20 protein-coding genes are annotated in these 22,345 nt (G+C 72.4%); 10 read left to right on the top strand and 10 right to left on the bottom strand.

The window, feature by feature from the left end; translation table 11 throughout:
* Positions 1-176: 176 nt before the first annotated feature.
* Positions 177-1,052 carry an alpha/beta fold hydrolase gene (locus OG440_RS04520; RefSeq protein ID WP_406005521.1) on the bottom strand — a complete coding sequence of 292 codons (876 nt, stop codon included), beginning with the start codon at positions 1,050-1,052 and terminating at the stop codon, positions 177-179.
* A 358-nt stretch (positions 1,053-1,410) separates the two neighbouring features.
* Here OG440_RS04520 and OG440_RS04515 point away from each other — a divergent pair, with 358 nt between their 5' ends.
* Positions 1,411-2,910 carry an MFS transporter gene (locus tag OG440_RS04515; RefSeq protein WP_406005520.1) on the top strand — a complete coding sequence of 500 codons (1,500 nt, stop codon included), beginning with the start codon at positions 1,411-1,413 and terminating at the stop codon, positions 2,908-2,910.
* Between the two features lie 169 nt (positions 2,911-3,079).
* Positions 3,080-3,649 carry a TetR/AcrR family transcriptional regulator gene (locus OG440_RS04510; protein ID WP_406005519.1) on the top strand — a complete coding sequence of 190 codons (570 nt, stop codon included), beginning with the start codon at positions 3,080-3,082 and terminating at the stop codon, positions 3,647-3,649.
* A gap of 194 nt (positions 3,650-3,843) precedes the next feature.
* Here OG440_RS04510 and OG440_RS04505 read toward each other — a convergent pair whose 3' ends face one another.
* A complete protein-coding gene (locus OG440_RS04505) occupies positions 3,844-4,728 on the bottom strand; it encodes a LysR family transcriptional regulator (protein ID WP_406005518.1) in 885 nt (294 codons plus the stop codon).
* A 130-nt stretch (positions 4,729-4,858) separates the two neighbouring features.
* Between OG440_RS04505 and OG440_RS04500 the strand changes: the two genes are divergently transcribed.
* From OG440_RS04500 to OG440_RS04475, 6 genes are all read left to right on the top strand, one after another.
* Positions 4,859-5,530, top strand: a complete 672-nt coding sequence (locus OG440_RS04500) for a succinate dehydrogenase (protein ID WP_406011249.1) — start codon at positions 4,859-4,861, stop codon at positions 5,528-5,530.
* Between the two features lie 2 nt (positions 5,531-5,532).
* Complete coding sequence (locus tag OG440_RS04495; RefSeq protein WP_406005517.1) at positions 5,533-7,491, top strand: fumarate reductase/succinate dehydrogenase flavoprotein subunit; 1,959 nt, start codon at positions 5,533-5,535, stop codon at positions 7,489-7,491.
* A complete protein-coding gene (locus tag OG440_RS04490; protein ID WP_406005516.1) occupies positions 7,488-8,237 on the top strand; it encodes a succinate dehydrogenase/fumarate reductase iron-sulfur subunit in 750 nt (249 codons plus the stop codon). The genes OG440_RS04495 and OG440_RS04490 overlap by 4 nt, the downstream gene beginning before the upstream one ends.
* Positions 8,238-8,565: 328 nt before the next feature.
* A complete protein-coding gene (locus OG440_RS04485) occupies positions 8,566-9,357 on the top strand; it encodes a GNAT family N-acetyltransferase (protein ID WP_406005515.1) in 792 nt (263 codons plus the stop codon).
* Complete coding sequence (locus OG440_RS04480) at positions 9,357-10,328, top strand: lysophospholipid acyltransferase family protein (RefSeq protein ID WP_406005514.1); 972 nt, start codon at positions 9,357-9,359, stop codon at positions 10,326-10,328. The genes OG440_RS04485 and OG440_RS04480 overlap by 1 nt, the downstream gene beginning before the upstream one ends.
* A 41-nt stretch (positions 10,329-10,369) precedes the next feature.
* Positions 10,370-11,425, top strand: coding sequence for an NAD-dependent epimerase/dehydratase family protein (locus tag OG440_RS04475; RefSeq protein ID WP_406005513.1), 1,056 nt, complete (start codon positions 10,370-10,372; stop codon positions 11,423-11,425).
* Here the strand turns inward: OG440_RS04475 and OG440_RS04470 are convergent.
* From OG440_RS04470 to rpmF, 3 genes are all read right to left on the bottom strand, one after another.
* A complete protein-coding gene (locus OG440_RS04470) occupies positions 11,422-13,791 on the bottom strand; it encodes an ATP-binding cassette domain-containing protein (RefSeq protein ID WP_406005512.1) in 2,370 nt (789 codons plus the stop codon). The genes OG440_RS04475 and OG440_RS04470 overlap by 4 nt on opposite strands.
* 112 nt (positions 13,792-13,903) lie before the next feature.
* Complete coding sequence (locus OG440_RS04465) at positions 13,904-14,917, bottom strand: LLM class flavin-dependent oxidoreductase (RefSeq protein ID WP_406005511.1); 1,014 nt, start codon at positions 14,915-14,917, stop codon at positions 13,904-13,906.
* 87 nt (positions 14,918-15,004) lie between these two features.
* Positions 15,005-15,181 (bottom strand): 50S ribosomal protein L32, encoded by a 177-nt coding sequence (rpmF, locus tag OG440_RS04460; protein WP_406005510.1) that lies wholly within the window; start codon positions 15,179-15,181, stop codon positions 15,005-15,007.
* A 92-nt stretch (positions 15,182-15,273) separates the two neighbouring features.
* Here rpmF and OG440_RS04455 point away from each other — a divergent pair, with 92 nt between their 5' ends.
* Positions 15,274-15,765, top strand: a complete 492-nt coding sequence (locus tag OG440_RS04455; protein ID WP_406005509.1) for a hypothetical protein — start codon at positions 15,274-15,276, stop codon at positions 15,763-15,765.
* A 139-nt stretch (positions 15,766-15,904) separates the two neighbouring features.
* On the opposite strand, the gene OG440_RS04450 is transcribed toward OG440_RS04455, so the two are convergent.
* Positions 15,905-16,120: a dodecin gene (locus OG440_RS04450; protein WP_406005508.1), complete on the bottom strand. Its 216-nt coding sequence runs from the start codon at positions 16,118-16,120 to the stop codon at positions 15,905-15,907.
* A 230-nt stretch (positions 16,121-16,350) separates the two neighbouring features.
* Here OG440_RS04450 and OG440_RS04445 point away from each other — a divergent pair, with 230 nt between their 5' ends.
* Complete coding sequence (locus OG440_RS04445) at positions 16,351-17,610, top strand: extracellular solute-binding protein (protein ID WP_406005507.1); 1,260 nt, start codon at positions 16,351-16,353, stop codon at positions 17,608-17,610.
* A 40-nt stretch (positions 17,611-17,650) separates the two neighbouring features.
* Here OG440_RS04445 and egtD read toward each other — a convergent pair whose 3' ends face one another.
* Genes egtD through egtA form a run of 4 tightly spaced genes read right to left on the bottom strand, consistent with a single transcriptional unit; the run spans position 17,651 to position 22,069 of the window.
* The gene (egtD, locus tag OG440_RS04440; RefSeq protein WP_406005506.1) at positions 17,651-18,613 is read right to left on the bottom strand and encodes an L-histidine N(alpha)-methyltransferase; all 963 of its coding nucleotides are present in this window, start codon (positions 18,611-18,613) and stop codon (positions 17,651-17,653) included.
* Positions 18,610-19,401, bottom strand: coding sequence for an ergothioneine biosynthesis protein EgtC (gene egtC, locus OG440_RS04435; protein WP_406005505.1), 792 nt, complete (start codon positions 19,399-19,401; stop codon positions 18,610-18,612). The genes egtD and egtC overlap by 4 nt, the downstream gene beginning before the upstream one ends.
* Positions 19,401-20,771, bottom strand: a complete 1,371-nt coding sequence (egtB, locus tag OG440_RS04430; RefSeq protein WP_406005504.1) for an ergothioneine biosynthesis protein EgtB — start codon at positions 20,769-20,771, stop codon at positions 19,401-19,403. Before egtB ends, egtC begins: the two co-directional genes overlap by 1 nt.
* Entirely contained in the window at positions 20,768-22,069 is a 1,302-nt protein-coding gene (egtA, locus tag OG440_RS04425; RefSeq protein WP_406005503.1) for an ergothioneine biosynthesis glutamate--cysteine ligase EgtA, read from the bottom strand. The genes egtB and egtA overlap by 4 nt, the downstream gene beginning before the upstream one ends.
* Positions 22,070-22,345 lie beyond the last annotated feature (276 nt).

Genomic DNA, 22,345 nt, shown 5'->3' with positions numbered 1-22,345 from the left:
AGGGTGGTTCCGCCAGGTGGGGAGTCAGGGCCCTCGACCCGGAGGTAGCCGACGGCGGGTTGGGGTTCCGCCGGGATGTCGCGTCGCCCGAGGAGGCGCACCCCTGAGGCGACCGCACGACCGTGACGCCCGGGGGAGTCGGTCGTCAGGTCGTCAGGTCACCCGTGGTCGGGTCGTCACGCCGCCGAGGCGAGCAGGCCGGCCAGTACGTCGGGCCGTTCCAGGGCGATGAAGTGGCCTGCTCCCCTCACCTGAGTGAATTCGGCGGCGGGCAGCAACTCCCTGTCGGCTCTCCGGTCCGCGGGCCGGGACCAGTCCTTCTCCCCGTAGACGAGGTGGACGGGGGCCTCGACCTCGGGGTAGCGCGAGCGGGCCGCGATGAGGCTGGGGAGGCTCTGGTACACCGCTCGGGCGACGGTCGGGTAGCCGGGTCGGCCGCCCACCCGAAGGAGCTCGTCCACGTAGTCCTCCCGCAGGGCGCTCTTGTCGCCCAGTCCGCCCTGAAGGATCTTGGTGAGGGCGGACTTGGGTTCCACCCGGGCGATCACGGGCCCCACGCCCGGAGCGAGAACACCGCCGACCACCAGCCGGGCGAGGAGGCCGGAGCGCGCGATGCCGCCGCGGAAGTCGTACGTGTTCACCGCGACGACACGCCGTACGCGCTCCGGCAGATCGGCCGCGGTGGTCAGGGCGAGCACCGCGCCCATGGACTCCCCGACCAACGTCACGTCACGGAGGTCGAGTTCGGTGAGGAGCCGTTCGACGCCCGCGCGCATCGCCGGCTCGTCGTACGAGGCGCCGGGCACGATCTCGGAGTAGCCCATCCCCGGCAGGTCGAGGGCGTACACGGTGTACCGGTCGGATACCGACGGGATGAGGGAGCGAAAGTGCTCGGCCTGCGTGCGCACGGTGTGCAGCAGGACGAGCGGAGCGCCGGTGCCCGCTCTGAGGTAGCGCAGTGCCCCCTCGTGGCGACGTCCCGCGCGCGGCGCGATCGTGTGGCTGGTGGTCCCGGGAATGCGGATCGTGGGGCGGGTCTCGTGGTGGGGCATCTCGCCGACTCCTTGTAGAGGTCCCCGGCCCGGACACAGCACGGAGTGCGGGGTGAGTACGTGGCCGCCGCCCTTGCGGTCGATCACCGGGCAGGACGAAAACCGATCGGTTTCCAGCAACAGTAAACCGATCGGTTTCCATGCGCAAGGCCGAGGCGTACGACCCCCCTTCGGCTATCGGCCACTTTCGAGAGCCTCCGTCGGCAGAGGGGCGCCCTGCGACGGCCGCCGGGTCGGGTGTCCGGCGCCTGCCGCCCTGGCCAGGTTCGCTTGCGCGGAGGAAACCGATCTGTTTTCCTGTGGGAAACAGATCGGTTTCCGGCCGGTGTTCGGCCTTGGCCAGCGACAAAGGGGAACAGTGAGTACCTCCATCGACCGTGGGGCGCCTGCCTCGGGGAAAACAGACTCGGGCCGCCGCGGCTCCCATGCCGTGCGCTGGTGGGTGCTCGTGGTGCTGGGCACGGCGCAGCTCATGGTCACGCTCGACGCGACCGTCGTGAACATCGCGCTGCCCGCGGCGCAGCATGACCTCGGCTTCAGTGACGGCAGCCGCCAGTGGGTCATCACGGGCTACGCCCTGGCGTTCGGCAGTCTGCTGCTGCTCGGCGGCCGACTCGGTGACCTGTTCGGCCGGCGTACCACCTTCGTGACCGGCCTGATCGGTTTCGCGGGCGCGTCCGTCCTCGGCGGCGCGGCCACCGACTTCGACATCCTCGTCACGGCACGTGTGGCCCAGGGCCTCTTCGCCGCGCTGCTCGCGCCGGCGGCACTCTCACTGCTCAGCGTGACGTTCACCCACCCGTCCGAACGCGCGAAGGCCTTCGGCATCTTCAGTGCGCTGGCCGGTGCGGGCGGCGCGATCGGGCTGCTGCTCGGCGGCATGCTCACCGAGTGGGCGTCGTGGCGCTGGGTGATGTACGTGAACGTCATCTTCGCGGCGTTCGCGCTGGTCGGCGCGGTGCTGCTGCTGGCCCGGCCCGCGGTCACCGAGCGGCCCAAGCTCGACATCCCGGGCACGATCGTGGTGAGCGCCGCCCTGTTCGCCCTCGTCTACGGGTTCGCCCACGTCGAATCCACCAGTTGGACCGACCCGGTCACCCTCGGCTCCATGGTCGCGGGCGCGGTGCTGCTCGCGGTCTTCGTGTGGCTGGAGGCCAGGGTGGCGCATCCGCTGCTGCCGCTGCGACTCGTGCTGGACCGGACCCGCGGCGGTTCGTTCCTGGCGGTGTTCGTCATCGGTATGGGGATGTTCTCGATCTTCCTGTTCCTGACCTACTACCTGGAGGCCGGCATCGGCTACTCGCCGATCAAGACCGGTCTGGCGTTCCTGCCGATGGTCGCGGGCATCGTCGCCGCGTCGACCACGGCGCCTTCGCTGCTGCTGCCCAAGGTCGGTCCGAAGATCGTGATCAGCGCCGGCTTCCTGGTCGCCGCGTCCGGCATGGCCCTGCTGACCCGGCTCGAACTGGACAGTACCTACGTCGCCGACATCATGCCCGGCCTGATCCTGCTGGGTCTCGGCCTCGGTGGGGTCATGACCACCGCGTTCCAGGGGGCGACCGCCGGCATACACCACGAGGATTCGGGCGTCGCCTCGGCGCTGATCAACACCGGCCAGCAGGTGGGTGGCTCGATCAGCACGGCGCTGCTGACCACCGTCGCCTCCTCGGCCGCGACCGACTACCTGTCCTCGCACAAGCCCGGCGCACTGGTCGCGGCGCGGGCCGGGGTCGAGGGCTACACGGCCACCCTGGCGTGGGGCGCCGGATTCTTCGTGGTCGGTGCGGTGCTCTCGGCGTTCCTGATACCGAACGCGGCGCTGGCGCCCTCGGAGGGCGAGCCCGTGATCGCCCACTGAGGGGACGACGGTCCGTACCCGTCGAGGCGTTGTCCGAGGAGCCCGCCGCCACCCGGTGGCGGCGGGCTCCTCGCGTGCCGGCACAGTTGCGGGCGCGTCGTAGCGCGCCCGGCAGAGCATCGTAAACCGATCGGTTTCCATTTCGCCGGAACCGCGTTAACCTCGCCCTATGACCACCGAGGCGAAGCCAAGTTCCCGAGAGCGGCTGCTGGAGGCGGCGGCCAGGCTCACCTACCGAGACGGCGTCGGCATCGGCGTCGACGCGCTGTGCAAGGCGGCGGGGGTGTCGAAGCGTTCCATGTACCAGCTGTTCGAGACCAAGGACGCGCTGCTGGCGGCGAGTCTGGAGGAACGCGCCGCCGCCTTCGTGGCGGGGCTCCTGCCCGCGGCGGACGACGGCCGTTCACCGCGCGAGCGGATCCTGCACGTCTTCGAGCAGGTGGAACTCCAGGCGGGCGCGCCCGAGTTCCGGGGCTGCCGGTACCTGGCCGTACAGATCGAGCTGAAGGACCAAAGCCACCCCGCGAGCCAGGTGGCCCGCCGGATCAAGGGGAACCTGACGGGCTTCTTCCGCGCCGAGGCCGAAAAGGGCGGGGCGGCCGATCCCGATCTGCTGGCCCGGCAGCTGAGCCTCGTCTTCGACGGCGCCAGCGCCCGCGCGGGGATCGGCGCCGACCACCTGACCGGGCTCATCGCGCCCACCGTGGCCACCCTGCTCGACGCGGCGGAGATACGTTGACACCTCACCCTTTCGTGCAAGCTCTCTCAGGTGAGTGACGTCGTTCCTGCGGGCCGAGCGGGGGCGCGGGCCTCGCGCTCCCCGGCTACGGCTTCCGTTCCAGCGCGCCTTCGCCGCCTGCGGGAAGAGATTCCCACCCGTCAGGGCCCGCTCGTCCCGTCCTGTCCCAAACTGCCGCGCCGACAGGGCGGCGCTCAGCGTTCCAGCAGCATCCGCTGGAGTTCGCGGGCCGCCCGGGGCGGGGCCACATCGCTGCGGTGGGCGAGGGCGATCGCCCGGTGCAGGCCGGGCCGGGCGAGCGGGGTGACGCGCAGGCCCCGGCCCGACCGGGCGGCCACCATCCGGGGGACGACGGCCACCCCCAGCCCGGCCCGCACGAAGCCGAGCACCGCGTCCATCTCCCCGCCCTCCACCGCGAAGTCCGGCTCGAACCCCTCCGCCCGGCATGCGGCCACGGTCAGTTCCCGCAGGTCGTAGCCGTGCCGGAACATCACCAGGCGCTCACCCTCCAGATCGGCGATCCGCACGGTCCGCCGCCCTTCGCCCGGCTTGGACGCCTCGGGGGAGGAGACCACCACCAGGTCCTCGCGCAGCAGCTCCACCGTGGTCAGCGCGGGAGAGGGGGTCGGCAGCGGCAGGACCACCAGGGCGAGGTCCAGGGCCCCGCGCGCGAGCTGCCGTACGAGGTCGTGCGAGCCACCCTCCTCGATCAGCAGCCGGATGCCCGGATAGCGGTCGTGGAAGGCGCGCAGCACGTCCGGCAGCACACCCGTGCACAGGCTCGGCGTCGCGCCGAGCCGTACCCGTCCGCTGCGCAGCTGCACCAGCTCCTGCACCTCGTACCGCGCGGTCTCGGTGTCCGCGAGGATCCGCCGGGCCAGCGGCAGCAGCGCCTCGCCCGCGTCGGTGAGCGTGATGTTGCCGCGCGCCCGCAGGAACAGGTCCGCCCCCAACTCCCGTTCCAGGGACTTGATCTGCTGCGACAGCGAAGGCTGCGCGACATGCACGAGTTCGGCGGCGCGGGTGAAGTGCCGGGTCTCGGCGACCGCCACGAAGTACTGGAGCTGTTGGAACTGCATGACCCCAGCCTACGTCGGCGATAGCCGCAGGCTATGGAATCGAGCCGGACCATGTCTTGGACCGATGGGGTGGTCCGGCCCTAGCGTCGTGGCCATGGCTCTGGCAACGCGGACGGACCGACGGCCGTCCCTGGCGCGCACCGTATGGGACTCCTCCGTCGGCAAGAAGACGGTGATGGCCGTCAGCGGCATGATCATGCTGCTGTACCTGGTCGCCCACGTCATCGGCAATCTGAAGATCTTCTTCGGTGCGGAGGAGTTCAACCACTACGCCCACTGGCTGCGCACGGTCGGTGAACCGTTCATGCACTACGAGTGGACGCTCTGGCTCGTGCGCGTCGTGCTGGTCGTCGCGGTGGTGGCGCACGCCGTCTCCGCGTACCAGCTCAGCCGCCGCGACATCAGGGCCCGGCCCAGCAAGTACGTGCACCGGAAGCCGCGGGCCAGCTACGCCACCCGCACCATGCGCTGGGGCGGCATCATCCTGGCCCTGTTCATCGTGTGGCACATCCTGGACCTGACGACCGGCACCGTGCACAGCGGCGGCTTCCAGGAGGGCCACCCGTACCAGAACGTCGTGGACACCTTCTCCACCTGGTACGGCAACGTCGTCTACATCGTGGCGATGCTCGCCGTCGGGCTGCACGTCCGGCACGGCTTCTGGAGCGCCGCCCAGACCCTCGGCGTCGGCAGCCGCACCCGCAACCGCGCCCTCAAGACCGTCGCCGATGTCCTCGCGCTGCTGCTCACGGCCGGCTTCCTCGCCGTACCCGTGGGCGTCATGACCGGAGTGGTGAGCTGAACATGACCGCCTTCGCCGCCTACGCGGACTACGAGACCGGTGAGCCGGTCGTCGACACCAAGGCCCCTTCCGGCCCCGTCGCCGAGCGCTGGGACAAGCGCCGTTTCGAGGCCAAACTCGTCAACCCGGCCAACCGGCGCAAGCACACGGTCATCGTCGTGGGCACCGGTCTCGCCGGCGGCTCGGCCGGCGCCACCCTCGCCGAACAGGGCTACCACGTCGTCCAGTTCTGCTACCAGGACTCCCCGCGCCGCGCCCACTCCATCGCCGCGCAGGGCGGCATCAACGCGGCGAAGAACTACCGCAACGACGGCGACTCCGTCCACCGCCTCTTCTACGACACCGTCAAGGGCGGCGACTTCCGGGCCCGGGAGTCCAACGTGCACCGCCTGGCACAGATCTCGGTCGAGATCATCGACCAGTGCGTCGCCCAGGGGGTGCCCTTCGCGCGGGAGTACGGCGGCCTCCTCGACACGCGCTCGTTCGGCGGCGTCCAGGTCTCGCGGACCTTCTACGCCCGCGGCCAGACGGGCCAGCAGCTCCTGCTGGGCGCCTATCAGGCCCTCAGCAGGCAGATCGCCGTCGGCAACGTCGAGATGCACCCGCGCACCGAGATGCTCGACCTGATCGTCGTGGACGGCCGGGCGCGAGGGATCGTGGCGCGCGACCTGATCACCGGCCGGATCGACACGTACTTCGCGGACGCCGTCGTCCTGGCGAGCGGCGGTTACGGAAACGTCTTCTACCTGTCCACCAACGCCATGAACTCCAACGCCACCGCGATCTGGCGGGCGCACCGGCGCGGCGCGTACTTCGCCAACCCCTGTTTCACGCAGATCCACCCGACGTGCATCCCGCGCACCGGCGACCACCAGTCGAAGCTGACGCTGATGAGCGAATCGCTGCGCAACGACGGCCGTATCTGGGTGCCGAAGGCCAAGGGCGACGACCGTCCGCCGAACCGGATCCCCGAGGAGGAGCGCGACTACTACCTGGAGCGCATCTACCCCTCCTTCGGCAACCTGGTCCCGCGCGACATCGCCTCCCGCGCGGCCAAGAACGTCTGCGACGAAGGCAGGGGGGTCGGCCCCGGCGGCCAAGGCGTGTACCTCGACTTCGCCGACGCCATCGCGCGCATGGGGCGGGAGGCCGTCGAGGCCAGATACGGGAACCTCTTCGACATGTACCAGCGGATCACCGACGAGGATCCGTACACCGTCCCGATGCGCATCTACCCGGCCGTGCACTACACGATGGGCGGCCTCTGGGTCGACTACGACCTCCAGACCACCGTCCCCGGCCTGTTCGCGATCGGCGAGGCCAACTTCTCCGACCACGGGGCCAACCGCCTCGGCGCCTCCGCGCTGATGCAGGGACTGGCCGACGGCTACTTCGTGCTGCCGGCCACCATCAACGACTACCTCGCCCGCAACCCGCACCAGGGCGAGGTGAGCGGCGAACACCCGGTCGTGCGGGAGGTGTTGGCCGAGACGCAGGACCGGCTCGACCGGCTGCTGTCCGTCGACGGGGACCGCACCCCCGACTCCTTCCACCGCGAGGTCGGCGAACTCATGTGGGAGTTCTGCGGCATGGCCCGCAGCGAGGCCGGCCTGCGCAAGGCCCTGAGCCGCATCCCGCAGATCCGTGCCGAGTTCTGGCGGCGCGTCAAGGTGCCCGGCACCGGCGAGGAGTTCAACCAGTCGCTGGAGAAGGCCAATCGCGTCGTCGACTACCTGGAGCTCGCCGAGCTGATGTGCCTCGACGCGCTGCACCGCGCCGAGTCCTGCGGCGGTCACTTCCGCGAGGAGTCGCAGACCCCGGACGGCGAGGCGGCCCGGCGCGACGACGCCTTCGCCTACGCGGCCGCCTGGGAGTTCACCGGGACGGGCGAGGCCCCGGCCCTGCACCGGGAAGACCTGGCCTTCGAGTACGTACACCCCACCCAGCGGAGCTACGCATGAGGCTCAACCTGCGCGTCTGGCGGCAGAAGAACGCGGACGCCGACGGCGCCATGTCCACGTACGAGGTGGACGGCATCTCGCCCGACATGTCCTTCCTGGAGATGCTCGACACCCTCAACGAAGAGCTCATCCTGCGCGGTGACGACCCGGTCGCCTTCGACCACGACTGCCGCGAGGGCATCTGCGGCGCCTGCTCGCTCGTCATCAACGGCGACGCGCACGGGCCGGAGCGGACCACCACCTGCCAGCTGCACATGCGCTCCTTCCGGGACGGCGACACGATCGACGTCGAGCCGTGGCGGGCCGCCGCGTTCCCGGTCGTCAAGGACCTGGTGGTCGACCGGAGCGCCTTCGACCGGATCATCCAGGCCGGCGGGTACGTCACCGCCCCGACCGGCGCCGCCCCCGAGGCCCACGCGACGCCCGTGCCCAAGCCCGACGCCGACTTCGCCTTCGAGCACGCCGAGTGCATCGGCTGCGGGGCGTGCGTGGCCGCCTGCCCGAACGGGGCGGCGATGCTGTTCACGTCCGCGAAGGTCAACCACCTGAACGTGCTGCCGCAGGGCGCTCCCGAGCGGGAGACCCGGGTGCTGGACATGGTGGCGCAGATGGACGAGGAGGGCTTCGGCGGGTGCACGCTGGCGGGCGAGTGCGCGAGCGCGTGCCCCAAGGGCATCCCGCTGGTGTCCATCACCGGTATGAACAAGGAGTGGCTGCGGGCCACCCGGAAGGTCACGAAGCGGTAGCGCCGCGGGGCGCGGCGGCCTGTCCGGGCCGCGGGCCCGTTCGGACCCGGGCCGCGGTGCCCCGCGGCCCGGGCGATCGCCCCGACGCCCGCTTCGAGAAGAGACGTTCGCCGACAGGATGCGGACGGGCGGGGCCGGGAGTGGTGCTCATCCCCGGCCCCGCCAGGCATCCAGGGCGCGGGGCGTGCGGCGACTCCCGGCATTCAGCAGCCGCACATCCACGGGCCCCGCTGCGGTCACGCCGAGGCCAGCCGGGCGCGGAAGAAAGCAGGTGCAGTTTCCCCGTGCACCGTCCCCAAGCTTCTTCCGCCCGGCGCAGGAGACCTCCATGACCGCCATGCCCCTCTCACCGCCCGCTCTCGCCGGCCCGCCGCCCGGCGGCTCCGGCTATCTCGTGTCGCTCGCCCGCGACCAGGACGACGTCCGGGCCGCGCAGCGGCTGCGCCACCAGGTGTTCGCCGGGGAGCTGGGCGCCCGGCTCGACGGCCCGGAACCGGGCCTGGACACCGACGCCTTCGACGCGTACTGCGATCACCTCCTCATCCGGGACAACGCCACCGGAGACGTGGTCGGCACCTACCGGCTGCTGCCGCCCGAGCGGGCCGCGGTCGCCGGACGGCTCTACTCCGAGGGCGAGTTCGATCTCGGCCCGCTCGACGCGATCCGGCCCGCACTGGTCGAGGTCGGCCGCTCGTGCGTGCACCCCGACCACCGAGACGGCGCCGTCATCGGGCTCATCTGGGCCGGGATAGCCCGCTACATGACGGATCGCGGCCACGAGTGGCTGGCCGGCTGCTGCTCCCTCCCGCTCGCCGACGGCGGCACCCTGGCGAGCGCGACCTGGGACCGGGTGCGCGACAAGCACCTCGCCCCGCCGGAGTACCGGGTACGGCCGCTGCGGCCCTGGACCCCGAACGGCACCGTCCCCAACGGCACCGTCCCGGCCGGCCGCACCGAGCTCCCGGCCCTGCTGCGCGGCTATCTCCGCCTGGGCGCCTGGGTGTGCGGGGAGCCCGCGCACGACCCCGACTTCGGCGTCGCCGACCTGTACGTGCTGCTGCCGATGCGCCGGGTCGACCCGCGCTACCTGCGGCACTTCCTCTCCCTCGTCCCGGCCTGATGAGCGTCTGGCTGCCCGGCGCGCCCTGCACCCCGCGGGCGTGCGTGCGGACGACGGTGTCCCTCACGGCCGTCCCGCGGGCCGTGCTGCGGCTCACGGCGGTCGCCGTGCTGGTTCTGGTCGGCGTGGTGCTGGCGCCGGTCGGCGGGCGGTTCCCGTCCGGGGTGGTGCGGTGCTGGAGCCGGACCGTGGTGCGGGCGGCGGGGATACGGGTCCGGGTGACCGGCGCGCGTGCGCCCACCGGCACCGGACTGCTGCTGGTCGCGAACCACGTCTCCTGGCTGGACATCCCGCTGCTGGCGGGCGTGCGGCCGGCCCGGATGCTCGCCAAGGCCGAGATCCGCAGGTGGCCGGTGGCGGGTGGGCTGGTCGCGCGCGGCGGTGTCCTGTTCATCGACCGTGACCGGCTGCGGGCGCTGCCCGCGACGGTCGCCACCATCGCCGACGCGCTGCGGGCCGGGCAGGCGGTGGCCGTGTTCCCGGAGGGGAGCACCTGGTGCGGCCGAGCCCAGGGGCACTTCCGGCGGGCGGTGTTCCAGGCCGCACTGGACGCCCGCGTCCCGGTGCAGCCGGTACGCATCCGCTACCGCGACCGGGCGGGAGCGGCCAGCACCGTGACCGCGTTCGTCGGCGACGACCCGCTGCTCGCCTCGCTGTGGCGGGTGGTGTCGGCGCGGGGACTGGTGGCGGAGGTGGAGGTCCTGCCCGCACTCGCGCCGGGCAGCCACCCCGACCGCAGGGCGCTGGCCGCTGCGGCGGGCGCGCAGGTGCGGGGCGAGGCGCGGGAGCGGGAGCGGCGGGCCCTCGCCCCCTGCGGCCGGCCCGACGGTCCGCCCGGGCCGGCGGGCCACCGCCCCGGCGGTCGTCGCGGGGTGGTCAGGGAAGCGGGGGAGGGAGCAGGGGACGGCACCGGTGCGCCGACGGCGGCCGGACGAATTCCGGGGAAGCGAGGGGCTGTCGGGGCGACTTGATGGGATCATGACGCATCCCGACCTCCGAGGGGAGCGTGCGCGTGAGCGGAAGCCCGGCCGGCCGGACGGCACTCGTGACGGGAGGCAGCGGCTTCGTGGCCGCCCACCTCGTGCGGCAGCTCCTGGAGCGCGGGTACCACGTGCACGCCACCGTGCGGGGTACGGCGAACGCCGCCAAACGCCGGCCGCTGCTCGCCCTGGGGGAGGCCCATCCCGGCCGCCTCGACCTCTTCGAGGCGGACCTGCTGACGGAGGGCTCCTTCGACGAGGCCATGAAGGGCTGCGCGGTGGTCTTCCACGTGGCCTCGCCCTTCCTGATGCCGGAGAAGATCAAGGACGGCCGGCGGGACGTGGTGGAACCGGCCCTGACGGGCACGCGCAACGTGGTGGCGGCGATCGAGCGCACCGAGACCGTCGAACGCCTCGTCCTCACGTCCACCGTGGGCGCGATCTTCGGCGACTACAGCGACGTACGGGAGATGGACGACCAGACCTTGTCGGAGAAGTACTTCAACACCACCAGCACCGTGGAGAACAACCCCTACCACTACGCCAAGACGGTGGCCGAGAAGGAAGCCTGGGAGGCGGAGGCCGTACAGAGCCGCTGGCGCCTGGTCTGCGTCAACCCCGGTCTGATCCTGGGTCCCTCGCTCACCCCCGGCTCGGACTCGGGCAGCCTGTTCCTCCTGGACGAGCTGTTCAAGGGCTACTTCTTCTACGGCGCCCCGGACTTCAGTTTCACCACGGCCGACGTGCGCGATGTCGCGGCGGCCCACATAGCGGCGGCGGAACGCCCCGAGGCGCACGGCCGCTACATCGTCGCGGCGCGGGAGATGACCTCCTTCCACCAGATGTCGAAAATCCTGCTGAAGCACCACCCGCGCGACCGGCGCCTGCCCCGGACGGCCCTGCCGCACTGGCCGGTGCGGATCCTCGGCCCCGCCTTCGGCCTCTCCCAGGCGTACATCCGAAACCACCTCGGCATCCGCTTCCGTGTCGACAACCGCAGAAGCACCGAGGAACTGGGCCTCGTCTACCGTCCGATCGAGGAGACCCTGGTCGACCACCACCGCGCCTGGCGGGAGCAGCGGCGTTAGCCGCGGGAACCCAGCTCCCGGCGCAGATACGGTGCCGTGGCGCTGCCCTCGGCCCCCGCCACCTCCTGCGGCGTGCCCGTCGCCACGATCCGGCCGCCCGCGTCGCCGCCGCCGGGCCCGAGGTCGATCACCCGGTCGGCGCCCGCCACCACCGACATGTCGTGCTCGACGACGATCACCGTGTGCCCGGCGTCGACCAGCCCGTGCAGCTGCCGCATGAGGACCTCGACGTCGGCCGGGTGCAGGCCGGCCGTGGGTTCGTCGAGGAGGTAGAGCGTGTGGCCGCGACGGCCGCGCTGCAACTCGGCGGCCAGCTTGATGCGTTGGGCCTCACCGCCGGACAGTTCCGTCGCCGGCTGACCGAGCCGCAGATAGCCGAGGCCGACGTCGAGGAGCGTGGACAGACTGCGCGAGACGGCCGGGACGTCGTCGAAGAAGTCCGCCGCCGACTCCACCGTCAGGTCCAGCACCTGCGCGATGTTCCGTCCCCGGTAGGCCACTTCGAGAGTCCCGGGGTTGTAGCGGGCCCCGCCGCAGTCCGGACAGGGCGCGTACGTGCTGGGCAGGAAGAGGAGTTCGACGCTCACGAAGCCCTCGCCCTGGCAGGTCTCACAGCGGCCGCCGGCCACGTTGAAGGAGAACCGGCCGACGCCGTACTTCCTGACCCGTGCCGCGTCGGTCGCCGCGAACACCTTGCGGACCACGTCGAACAGGCCCGTGTACGTCGCCAGGTTGGAGCGCGGGGTACGGCCGATCGGCTTCTGGTCGACGGCCACCAGCCGGCCCACCCCGGGCAGGTCCTCCGTGATCTCCCCGACGAGCGTCGACTTCCCCGAGCCCGAGACGCCGGTCACCGCAGTGAACACGCCCAGCCCGAACTCCGCGCTCACCCCGCGCAGGTTGTGCCGGGTCACCGGGCCGACCGTCAACCGGCCACGGGCGGGCCGGACTTCGCGGACGGCCCTCGGAGTGCGGTCGAACAGGAAGCGTGCCGTCGCCGACTCCGCGACCGACGCCAGCTCCGCCACCGGGCCGCTGTGCAGCACCCGCCCGCCGTGCTCGCCCGCCAGGGGGCCCACGTCCACGAGCCAGTCGGCGGCACGCATCACGTCCAGCCGGTGTTCCACCACGAACACCGAGTTGCCCGCCGCCTTCAGCCGCTCCAGCACCGTGAGCAGCGCCTCCGTGTCCGCCGGGTGCAGCCCCGCCGACGGTTCGTCGAGCACGTACACCACCCCGAACAGCCCGGAGCGCAGCTGGGTCGCGATCCGCAGCCGCTGGAGCTCGCCCGCCGACAGGGTGGGGGTGGCGCGGTCCAGGCCGAGATAGCCGAGTCCGAGTTCGAGGACGGGCGCGATGCGGGTCCTGAGGTCGTCGGTGAGGACGCGCGCCGTCTCGGACGTCCCCTCCAGGAGCTGGGCCAGCTCCGCCAGCGGCAGCGCGGCCAGTTCCGCGATCGTCCGGCCCGCGAAGGTCACGGCGAGGGACTCCGGCCGCAGCCGGCCGCCCCCGCACGCCGGGCAGGGGGCGGCCGTCAGGAAGCGTTCCGCCCTGGCGCGCAGGGCCGGGCTCCTGGAGTCCGCGAAGGTCTTCATCACATAGTGGTGGGCGCTCATATAGGTGCCCTGGTAGGGGCGTTGGATGCGGTCCGCGTCCCGCACCGGGTGGACCGTCACCACCGGCCGCTCGTCCGTGAACAGGATCCATTCGCGTTCCTCGGCGGGCAGGTCGCGCCACGGGACGTCGATGTCGTGGCCGAGCGTGTCGAGGATGTCCCGCAGGTTCTTGCCCTGCCAGGCGCCCGGCCAGGCGGCGATCGCGCCCTCGCGGACGGACAGCGACGGGTCCGGGACCAGCGACTCCTCGGTGGCGCGGTGGATCCGGCCCAGGCCGTGGCACTCCGGGCAGGCCCCGACCACCGTGTTGGACGAGAAGGCGTCCGAGTCGAGGCGCTCGGCGCCCGGCGGGTAGTCGCCCGCGCGGGAGAAGAGCATCCGCAGCGAGTTCGACAGGTTCGTGACCGTGCCCACCGACGAACGGGAGGTGGGCGCCGAGCGGCGCTGCTGGAGCGAGACCGCCGGGGGCAGCCCGGTGATCTCCCCGACCCTCGGCGCACCGACCTGGTGGATCAGCCGGCGCGCGTACGGGGCGACCGACTCGAAGTAGCGACGCTGGGCCTCCGCGTAGATCGTCCCGAACGCCAGCGACGACTTCCCGGAGCCGGACACCCCCGTGAACACGGCCACCACGTCACGAGGGACGTCGACGTCCACGCCCCGGAGATTGTGCTCGCGGGCTCCCCGGACCCGGATGTACCCGTCCTTGGCGGAGGGTTCGCCGCCGTGCGGCTCGGGTGGGCTCGGCATGGGGGAACTCCGTACGGGTCTTCGGCCGCGCGGCTGCTGCCGGACGGGACAAACCCCGCAATCCTATGCGCGGGGGGCGTGCGACGCCCGGTGACCGGCGCGGGGTCCCGTGTCAGCCGCCGCCCCGCTCGGCCCGCACGATCCCCGCGAGCCGGCGGTAGGAGTCCAGCAGTGCGGCACGGTCGTAGGTGCTGGTGGTCACCAGGATTTCCTGCGCGCCCGTCTCCTTCAACACCGTCTCCAGCTCCTCGGCGACCTGCTCCTCGGTGCCCGCGAGATGGCCGGTGAGCCCGGACTCGTAGAAGCCGCGCTCCTTCGCGGTCATCGTGCGGGCTTCGGCCTCTTCGGCGGGCGGCAGCGGCGGGAAGGTGCCGTGGGTGCGCGAGTACGCCATCGACCAGGCCTCCGGGACCAGGATCCGCCGTGCCTCCTCGGGCGTCTCCGCGACGGCGACCGTCCCGGAGACGACCACGTACGGCTCCGACGCCCAGGGGGAGGGCCGGAAGCGGGCCCGGTAGCGGTCGACGCCGCGCCGCATCCTCTCGCGGTCGCGGAGGTCGCCGATGACCATCGGGAGTCCCGCGCCGGCGGCGATGTCCGCGCCCTCGCCCATGGCCAGCACGAACGGCGGCACGGTCAGCCCTTCCGAGGGCCGTGCGTGCACGCCCGTGGGCGAGTCGCCGAGAAACCAGTCGAGCAGTTCCCGCAGCTGCCCGGCGAAGTCGTCCGCGTCGTCCTTGCCCCGTCCCAGCGCCCTGCGCACCCCGTCGGTGAAGCCCACCGAGCGTCCCAGGCCCATGTCGACGCGACCCGGGAAGAGGGACTCCAGGACGCCGAACTGCTCGGCCACGACCAGGGGCCGGTGGTTGGGCAGCATCACCCCGCCGGTGCCGACCCGGATGCGGTCCGTCGCGCCGGCCACGGCGGCGGCCAGCACGGTGGGCGCCGATCCGGCGACGCCGGGCACGCCGTGGTGCTCCGAGACCCAGAACCGGTGGTAGCCCAGTGCCTCCATCTCCCGCGCCAGCCGCACGGTGTCGCGGAGCGCCTCGGCGCCGGCGTGGCCCTCGCGTGTGCGGGAGCGGTCGAGGACGGAGAAGCGGGCCGAGGCGATCACGGAGCTCATACAGGGTTCAACACCGCGGGGCCCGCCGGATTCCGCACCGGGCGACGCCGTGCGCCGGATCACCCCCCGCGTCACTCGGTGCGCGGGTCAGCCTGAGCCCCCGGGGAGCAGCAGGCCACGCTCGTACGCCTTCACCAGGTGCCGGGGTACGAGGTGACGGACGCCGTCGACCGTGACCGGTACGAGCCGGGGCACGCTCGCCTTCCACCGGGCGCGGCGGTGGCGGGTGTTGCTGCGGGACATCTTCCGTTTGGGGACGGCCATGGAATCCTCCTCGGTGGGCTCGGGACGAGCTGCGAGGAAGCTATATGAAAATGGATCCCATGTGCAGTTAGCGAGTGTCTAGGGTGGAGGGCGTGACCGACAGCAGCAAGCGGCCCCTGGCCGTCTTCGATCTGGACAACACCCTCGCCGACACGGCCCACCGGCAGCGGTTCCTGGAGCGCAGCCCGCGCGACTGGGACGCGTTCTTCGCGGCCGCGCCGCACGACCCGCCGATCCCGGAGGGTGTCGCGATGGCGCTGGCCCGCGCCGAGGAGTGCGAGGTCGTCTACCTCACCGGCCGGCCCGAGCGATGCCGGCGCGACACGCTGGCGTGGCTCGCCGCGCACGGGCTGCCGGAGGGCCGCGTCCACATGCGGCGCAACGACGACCGCAGGCCGGCCCGGCGCACCAAGCTCGAGACCCTCCGCAAACTGGCCCGCGACCGCGAGGTGCGCGTCCTGGTCGACGACGACGAGCTGGTGTGCGACGACGCCCGACGGACCGGCTTCACCGTCGTCCTGGCACGCTGGACGGCTCCCTCGGGCGCCCTGAAGCAGGCGCAGGAACGCGAGGGGCGCACCTGAGGGCCGACGGCCGCACCTGAGGGCCGACCCCGTCCGAGGGCCGACCCCGTCCGAGGGGGCGGCCTCACGGGGAGGCGCGGCCCCACAGGAGGGCGCGGCCCCAAGGTGAGGCGTGGCCCGTGAGGCGGGTGTCCGGCCGTCAGCTCGACTCGTCCAGGCGGAAACCGACCTTCAGGCCCACCTGCCAGTGCGCGATGTCGCCGTTCTCGAGCTGGCCCCGCACCTGCGTCACCTCGAACCAGTCCAGGTTGCGCAGGGTCTGCGAGGCGCGGGTGATGCCGTTGCGGATGGCGTCGTCGACGCCCTCCGGCGAGGTTCCGACGATCTCCGTGACCCGGTAGGTGTGCTTCGACATCAGGGTGCTCCTCTCGACCGCGACGCCCTCGTCGCGTGTGTCACGCGTCACTCCACCGTGCCCCAAGCTGGGGCGGAGCGCGAGGCGTCGGACCGGACGGGCCCCTTCCGCCCGGGCCCCCTTGACCCCCCGCATTGGTCCATACCAAAATCCGGGACACCCGTACGAGCGCCGCGCTCGTCCCCCATGTCGGGCCCCTCGCCCTGTCCGCCGGGCAGAACAGGACCCCCGTGAGACGTCGCTTTCTCGCCCTCCTCTGTGCGTCCGCCTGCCTCCTGACCGCCTGTGGTGTGGTGCCGGGGACAGGGGGACCCGACCGCCGGACGGTCACGGTGTGGCTGATGAAGGACAGCGCCTCGCCGGAGTTCCTGGAGAGGTTCACCGAGGACTTCGAGCACGACCACCCGGACCTCGCCCTCGACATCCGCATCCAGCAGTGGACCGGGATCGGCGACAAGGTGGAGGCCGCGCTGGAGGCCGACGACGGGAACGGGCCGGACGTCATCGAGGTCGGCAACACCCAGGTCCCGCAGTACGTCGACGGCCGCGGACTGCTCGATCTGACCCTGGAGGCCGCCGCGAAATGGGGCCGGGACGACTGGCTGCCCGGTCTCACCGAACCGGGGCAGCAGCGCTTCCACCAGTACGGCATCCCGTGGTACGCCGCGAACCGGGTCGTGATCTACCGCAAGGATCTCTTCGAGCAGGCCGGGATCACCGCCCCGCCCGCCACCCGCGCCGAGTGGCTGACCGCCACCGAGAAGCTCGACTCGGGCGGGAACCAGGGCATCTACCTGGCCGGGCAGGACTGGTACACGCTCGCCGGGTTCATCTGGGACGAGGGCGGCGACCTCGCCACCGAGGACGGCGGCCGCTGGCAGGGCGCGCTCGACACCCGGGCCGCCCTGCGCGGCATGGACTTCTACCGACGGCTCCAGGCCCTCGGCGGCGGCCCCGTGGCGGCGGACGAGGAACACCCGCCCCAGGCAGGGGTGTTCGCTACGGGCAAGGTGGCCCAGATCGTGGCCGTGCCCGGACTGGCCCGGGCGGTGGTGCAGCAGAATCCCGACCTGGAGGGCGAGTTGGGCTTCTTCCCCGTACCCGGCAAGAGCGCGGGCAGGCCCGGCGCGGTGTTCACCGGCGGCTCCGACCTCGTCGTCCCGCGCAACACCGACGACAGGGCGGGGGCCGTCGCGGTGGTCGGGGCGCTGACCGGCGCGGAGTGGGACACCGAACTGGCCCGCACCATGAACTACGTGCCGAACAAGGCGAAGCTGGCGAAGTCCGTCGCCGGCGAGGAGGGGGTCGCGGCCATGGCGGCGGGGGCCGCGCAGGGCCGCGCGACCCCCAACACACCCGAGTGGGCCGCCGTCGAGGCGGACAACCCGATCAAGGACTACATGACGAAGGTGCTCTCCGGATCCGACCCGGCGACCGAGGCCCGGCGCGCCGCCCGCCGGATCACGGAGGCGCTGACGGTGACCTTCTGACGGCCTCGGCCGCGCCGCGCCCGGCCCCGGCGGACGGTGATCAGTGGGCGGTGCTCAGCGACAGTGCGAAGCGGCCCGCGCCGTCCGTCCACCAGTGGCTCAACTCCAGTCCGACGGCGGCCAGTTCCCCGCGCACTCCCTCCTCCCGGAACTTCGCCGACACCTCGGTGCGCAGCTCCTCGCCGGCCGCGAAGTCGACGGCGAGATCGAGCGCGGGAACCTTCACGGTCTGCGCCGTACGCGAGCGCAGCCGCATCTCGATCCACTCGTTGCCGGCGTCCCAGAGAGCGACGTGCTCGAAGGCGCCGGGGTCGAAGTCGGCCCCCAGTTCACGGTTGACCACGGCCAGCACGTTCTTGTTGAAGGCGGCCGTGACCCCGGCCGCGTCGTCGTACGCCCGCACCAGTACCCCCTCGTCCTTGACGAGGTCGGTGCCCAGCAGCAGCGCGTCGCCCGGCGCGAGCAGCGCGCGCACCGAGGCGAGGAACAGCGCGCGTTCGGCCGGCAGCAGATTGCCGATCGTGCCGCCGAGGAACGCCACGAGACGCGGCCCCGGGGTGTCGGGCAGCGTGAGCGCCGCCGTGAAGTCGGCGATCAGGGCGTGCACGCCCAGTCCCGGCCGCTCGGCGATCAGGGCCCGTCCGGCCTGGGTGAGGGCGCTCTCGCTGACGTCGACGGGCACATAGGTGTCCAGGCCGGTCAGCGCGTCGAGCAGATGACGGGTCTTCTCCGAGGAGCCCGAGCCGAGTTCGACGAGTGTGCGGGCGCGGGCCGCCGCGGCGATCTCGCCGGCCCGGTCGACGAGGATCTCGCGTTCGGCGCGCGTCGGGTAGTACTCGGGCAGTTCGGTGATGCGCTCGAACAGTTCACTGCCGTGCGCGTCGTAGAACCACTTCGGCGGCAGCGTCTTCGGGGTGGCGCTGAGGCCGCGCTGGACGTCGGCACGCAGGGCGGCGTCCGTGGCGTCCTCGGGGAGGGTGCGGGTGATGTGGAACGGGCTCACGTGCCGGTCTCCTCGGTTGGTGCGGATGCCGTGTCGGTGCTCGGTTCCTTGAGTGGGGTGAGCAGGACGTCGGCGCGGCTCGCCGCGAGCAGGGTGCGGTCGGGGACCTCCTGCCAGCGCGGATCGTCGTCGTAGGGTTCGGAGGCCACGACCGTGCCCCGGCCGGGCTCGGCCAGGTACCAGAGGGTGTCGCCCCAGGCGGTGGCGGTGATGGACTCCCCGTCGGTGAGGAGCAGGTTGAGGCGGGAGCCGGGAGCGGCCGCGGCGACCTCGAGCACCGTGTCCGCCAGGGCCTGGCTCCCCGTGTCGCCGGCGCGCAGCCGGGCGAGGACCAGCGCCCACACGAACGCGGAGTCGTTGCGCGCCTCCATCGACAGCAGGTCCGCGGCGGGCAGCGAACCGGTCAGCGGCTCCAGCGAGCTCGGCCAGCCCGCGACCGCCCCGTTGTGGCTGAACAGCCAGGTCCCGGCCGCGTACGGCGCCGCCGCGGCCTCCGCGTCGGCGCCCGCGAGCGTCGCGTCCCGGACGGCGGCCAGCAGGGCCCGGCTGCCTACGACCCGGGCCAGGTCGGCGAACGACAGGTCCGCCCAGATGGGCCCGGCCCGTCGGTAGCGGGCCGGCACCGGGTCCCCCTCGGCATACCAACCCACCCCGAAACCGTCGGCGTTGACCGTGCCGTGCCGCTGCCGCCGGGGCGCCCACGACTGCCGGTACAGACTGTGCGGGGGCTCCGTGAGGAGCCGGCCCAGCGGCTCCCCGGAGCCCACGTAGGCGAGATGACGGCACATCAGACGTCCCCCGAGCGGGCCGTGCGGAACCCGGAGAAGATCTGCCGCCGGATCGGGTAGTCCCAGTTGCGGAACGTGCCCCGGCAGGCCACCGGGTCCACCGCGAAAGAACCGCCGCGCAGCACCTTGTACTCGGGGCCGAAGAACACCTCCGAGTACTCCTTGTACGGGAACATCCGGAAACCGGGGTAGGGAAGGAAGTCGCTGGACGTCCACTCCCACACGTCGCCGATCAACTGCCGTACCCCGAGCGGGGACTCACCCGCCGGGTAGCTGCCCGCCGGGGCCGGCCGCAGGTGGCGCTGGCCGAGGTTGGCGTGTTCGGGGGCGGGTTCGGCGTCGCCCCACGGGTAGCGCATCGAACCGCCGGTGGCCGGGTCGAAGCGGGCCGCCTTCTCCCACTCCGACTCGGTGGGCAGCCGGCGTCCTGCCCAGCGGGCGTAGGCGTCGGCCTCGTACCAGCACACGTGCAGCACGGGCTCCTCGGGCGGCACGACCTCGGTGGCTCCGAAGTGGCGGCGCAGCCACTGACCGCCGTCCCGGTGCCAGAACAGCGGCGCCCGGATGCCGCTGCGGCGGATGTGCGACCAGCCCTCCTTCGTCCACCAGCGCTCGTCGTCGTAGCCGCCGTCCTCGATGAACGTCTGGTACGCGCCGTTCGTCACCGGGGTGGTGTCGATGTGGAAGGGTGCCACCTCGCGCCGGTGCGCCGGCCGTTCGTTGTCCAGCGCCCAGGGTTCGCCGGAGGTGCCCATGGTGAACGGCCCACCGGGCACCAGGACTTCGGCCGGGCCGGTGGACAGCGGCACGGGATCCGGGTCGGGGGCGGTCAGGGCCCGCGGGCCGGCACGGAGCTGATGGGTGATCAGCATGGTCTCGTCGTGCTGCTGTTCGTGCTGCGCGATCATCCCGAAGGCGAAACCGGCCTCCGTCAGCCGGGTGCCACCGAAGTCGGCCGACTCCAGCACGTCCATCACCCGGCCGCGTACCTCCGCCGCGTACCGGCGGGCCTCGTCCGGCGGCAGCAGCGGCAGGGAGGGACGTTCGGCGCGGGAGTGCTCGAAGGCGTCGTAGAGGCCGTCGATCTCGGGACGCATCGCCTCACGGCCGGCGACGGTACGCAGCAGCCACAACTCCTCCTGGTTGCCGATGTGCGCGAGGTCCCACACCAGGGGGGACATCAGCGGGGAGTGCTGGGCGGTGAGCTCGGGCTCCTCCACGCAGCTCGTCAGGAGCGTGGTGCGCTCCCGGGCCGTGGTGAGGGAGGCGAGCACCCGGGCGCGGAGGGTTTCCGCGTCCACGCCGGGGCCGGTGTCGGGGCCGGGAACGGCGTCCAGGGCCGGCCCGGTGTCCAGGGCGGGGTCGGTCATGTGCGGAGGTCCTTCCCGTACGCGCGGGTGTCCGTGCCGCGCAGGCGGTCGAGCAGGTCGTCGGCGGGCGTGCGGCCCCTGAGGACGTACCGCTCCAGGTAGTCCGACACGGCGTCCGTCACCGCGTCGGTGGCGCCGAGGCGGGGCAGCGCCCGCAGCGCCGTGCCGAAGCAGGTGACGGCGGCCTCGTGCAGCTCCGGGTCGGTCAGTCCGTACCGGGCCGCGTCGATCCACAGCGGATTGTGCGGGGCCGGCAGCGGCTGGGCCCGCTCGGCCAGCGGCTTCACCGCGCGGTAGACGATCTCGGCGGCCTCCGGGTCGTCGAAGAGCGCCGTCGTCACGGCGAGCGGCACGATCCAGCCGTCGTCGCCGGGCTGCGCGTCGATCATGCGCAGCTCCAGGTGGCCGCGTGGTCTGACCGGCGGGAACAGGGTGGTGAGGTGGTAGTCGAGGTCCTCCCGGGTCGGTGTCCCGGCCCGGGTCCACTGCCGGAACGTGAGCCGGTCGGGTACCTCCCACGGCCCGCTGTCGCGCCGGACGCACATCACCGGTGCGTCCAGGACGTGCCGGGCCCAGGCCTCGCGCGGATCGCCGTCCAGGACGGGTCCGCCCGCGCGGCCGGCGCCGATCTCCGTCCACAGCAGCTGCCGGGTGGAGCGCCAGCCGGTGGGGGCGCCGCCGAGCAGCGGGGAGTTGGCGAAGGCCGCCACCAGCACGGCGCCCAGCGTGTGCGAGAGCCACCAGCGCCGTCCGTGCCCCAGGGGGCCCGGCTCCTCGTATCCGGCGTCCAGGCAGACCTGCACGGAGGCCGAGGTGCACATCATGGCGCGGCCGGCCGGCCCCGTGCGGTCGAGGCATGCCTCCATGGCGTCGTAGCGGGGTTCGTGGAGGAACCGGCGGGGCGTGCGCCAGGGGTCCGTGCCATGGCCGGAGAGGGCGAGACCCTGCTCGCCCAGGACCGCGCGGACGGCGGTCAGATCGGCGGCGACGGTGCCCACGCACTCCATCAGGGAGGCGGCGGGCGGTGAGCTCAGTTCCAGCTGGCCGCCGGGTTCGACGGTGAGCGGGGAGCTCAGGGGCAGGGTGCGCAGTGCGGCGTAGGCCGCTTCGAGTCGTTCGGGTGGGACGGGGAGCCGCGGCTCGCGCGGCTCGTGGACGAGCCATTCCACTTCGACCCCGACGGTACGGGGTGGTCCGGTCTTGAAACAGATGCCCCTGACCAGGGCCTCCACCTCGGCTTCGGTGAGGGCGCTGCGGGACGGTGTCTCGTCGGTACAGCCACTGACTGAGTCGGACATGTCGGGATCCTCCTGAGATTCCACCATGCCACCGGTCCGGCCTCGGTGTGGCCGGACAGGCATCGCTCGTCCCACCCAAAACCCTCGAACGGATCCGCACAAGGGTACACAGTCGCACATTCCGGACCCAGTTCGAGCTGTTCTCCGGGCGTTCCCGACCGGTCCGCCCAGCGTTCCCCGGCCCGGGAAACCCTGTTGCACGCCATGTCCAGGATCACTCACGATGCGTGTATGAGCACGACGGGGGAGACGGGCGGGGCGCGGGAGACCGCGCGG

Origin of the sequence: Streptomyces sp. NBC_00637 (genome assembly GCF_045161545.1) — a bacterium.
Classification (GTDB): Bacteria; Actinomycetota; Actinomycetes; order Streptomycetales; family Streptomycetaceae; genus Streptomyces.
This window is presented reverse-complemented; position numbering and strand designations above follow the sequence as displayed.

Excerpts from the sequence above, each read along its gene's own strand:
- OG440_RS04520 (WP_406005521.1), bottom strand. The coding sequence starts at position 1,052 with ATGCCCCACCACGAGACCCGCCCCACGATCCGCATTCCCGGGACCACC.
- OG440_RS04510 (WP_406005519.1), top strand. The coding sequence starts at position 3,080 with ATGACCACCGAGGCGAAGCCAAGTTCCCGAGAGCGGCTGCTGGAGGCG.
- OG440_RS04505 (WP_406005518.1), bottom strand. The coding sequence starts at position 4,728 with ATGCAGTTCCAACAGCTCCAGTACTTCGTGGCGGTCGCCGAGACCCGG.
- OG440_RS04495 (WP_406005517.1), top strand. The coding sequence starts at position 5,533 with ATGACCGCCTTCGCCGCCTACGCGGACTACGAGACCGGTGAGCCGGTC.
- OG440_RS04490 (WP_406005516.1), top strand. The coding sequence starts at position 7,488 with ATGAGGCTCAACCTGCGCGTCTGGCGGCAGAAGAACGCGGACGCCGAC.
- OG440_RS04485 (WP_406005515.1), top strand. The coding sequence starts at position 8,566 with ATGACCGCCATGCCCCTCTCACCGCCCGCTCTCGCCGGCCCGCCGCCC.
- OG440_RS04480 (WP_406005514.1), top strand. The coding sequence starts at position 9,357 with ATGAGCGTCTGGCTGCCCGGCGCGCCCTGCACCCCGCGGGCGTGCGTG.
- OG440_RS04470 (WP_406005512.1), bottom strand. The coding sequence starts at position 13,791 with ATGCCGAGCCCACCCGAGCCGCACGGCGGCGAACCCTCCGCCAAGGAC.
- OG440_RS04465 (WP_406005511.1), bottom strand. The coding sequence starts at position 14,917 with ATGAGCTCCGTGATCGCCTCGGCCCGCTTCTCCGTCCTCGACCGCTCC.
- rpmF (WP_406005510.1), bottom strand. The coding sequence starts at position 15,181 with ATGGCCGTCCCCAAACGGAAGATGTCCCGCAGCAACACCCGCCACCGC.
- OG440_RS04450 (WP_406005508.1), bottom strand. The coding sequence starts at position 16,120 with ATGTCGAAGCACACCTACCGGGTCACGGAGATCGTCGGAACCTCGCCG.
- egtC (WP_406005505.1), bottom strand. The coding sequence starts at position 19,401 with ATGTGCCGTCATCTCGCCTACGTGGGCTCCGGGGAGCCGCTGGGCCGG.
- egtB (WP_406005504.1), bottom strand. The coding sequence starts at position 20,771 with ATGACCGACCCCGCCCTGGACACCGGGCCGGCCCTGGACGCCGTTCCC.
- egtA (WP_406005503.1), bottom strand. The coding sequence starts at position 22,069 with ATGTCCGACTCAGTCAGTGGCTGTACCGACGAGACACCGTCCCGCAGC.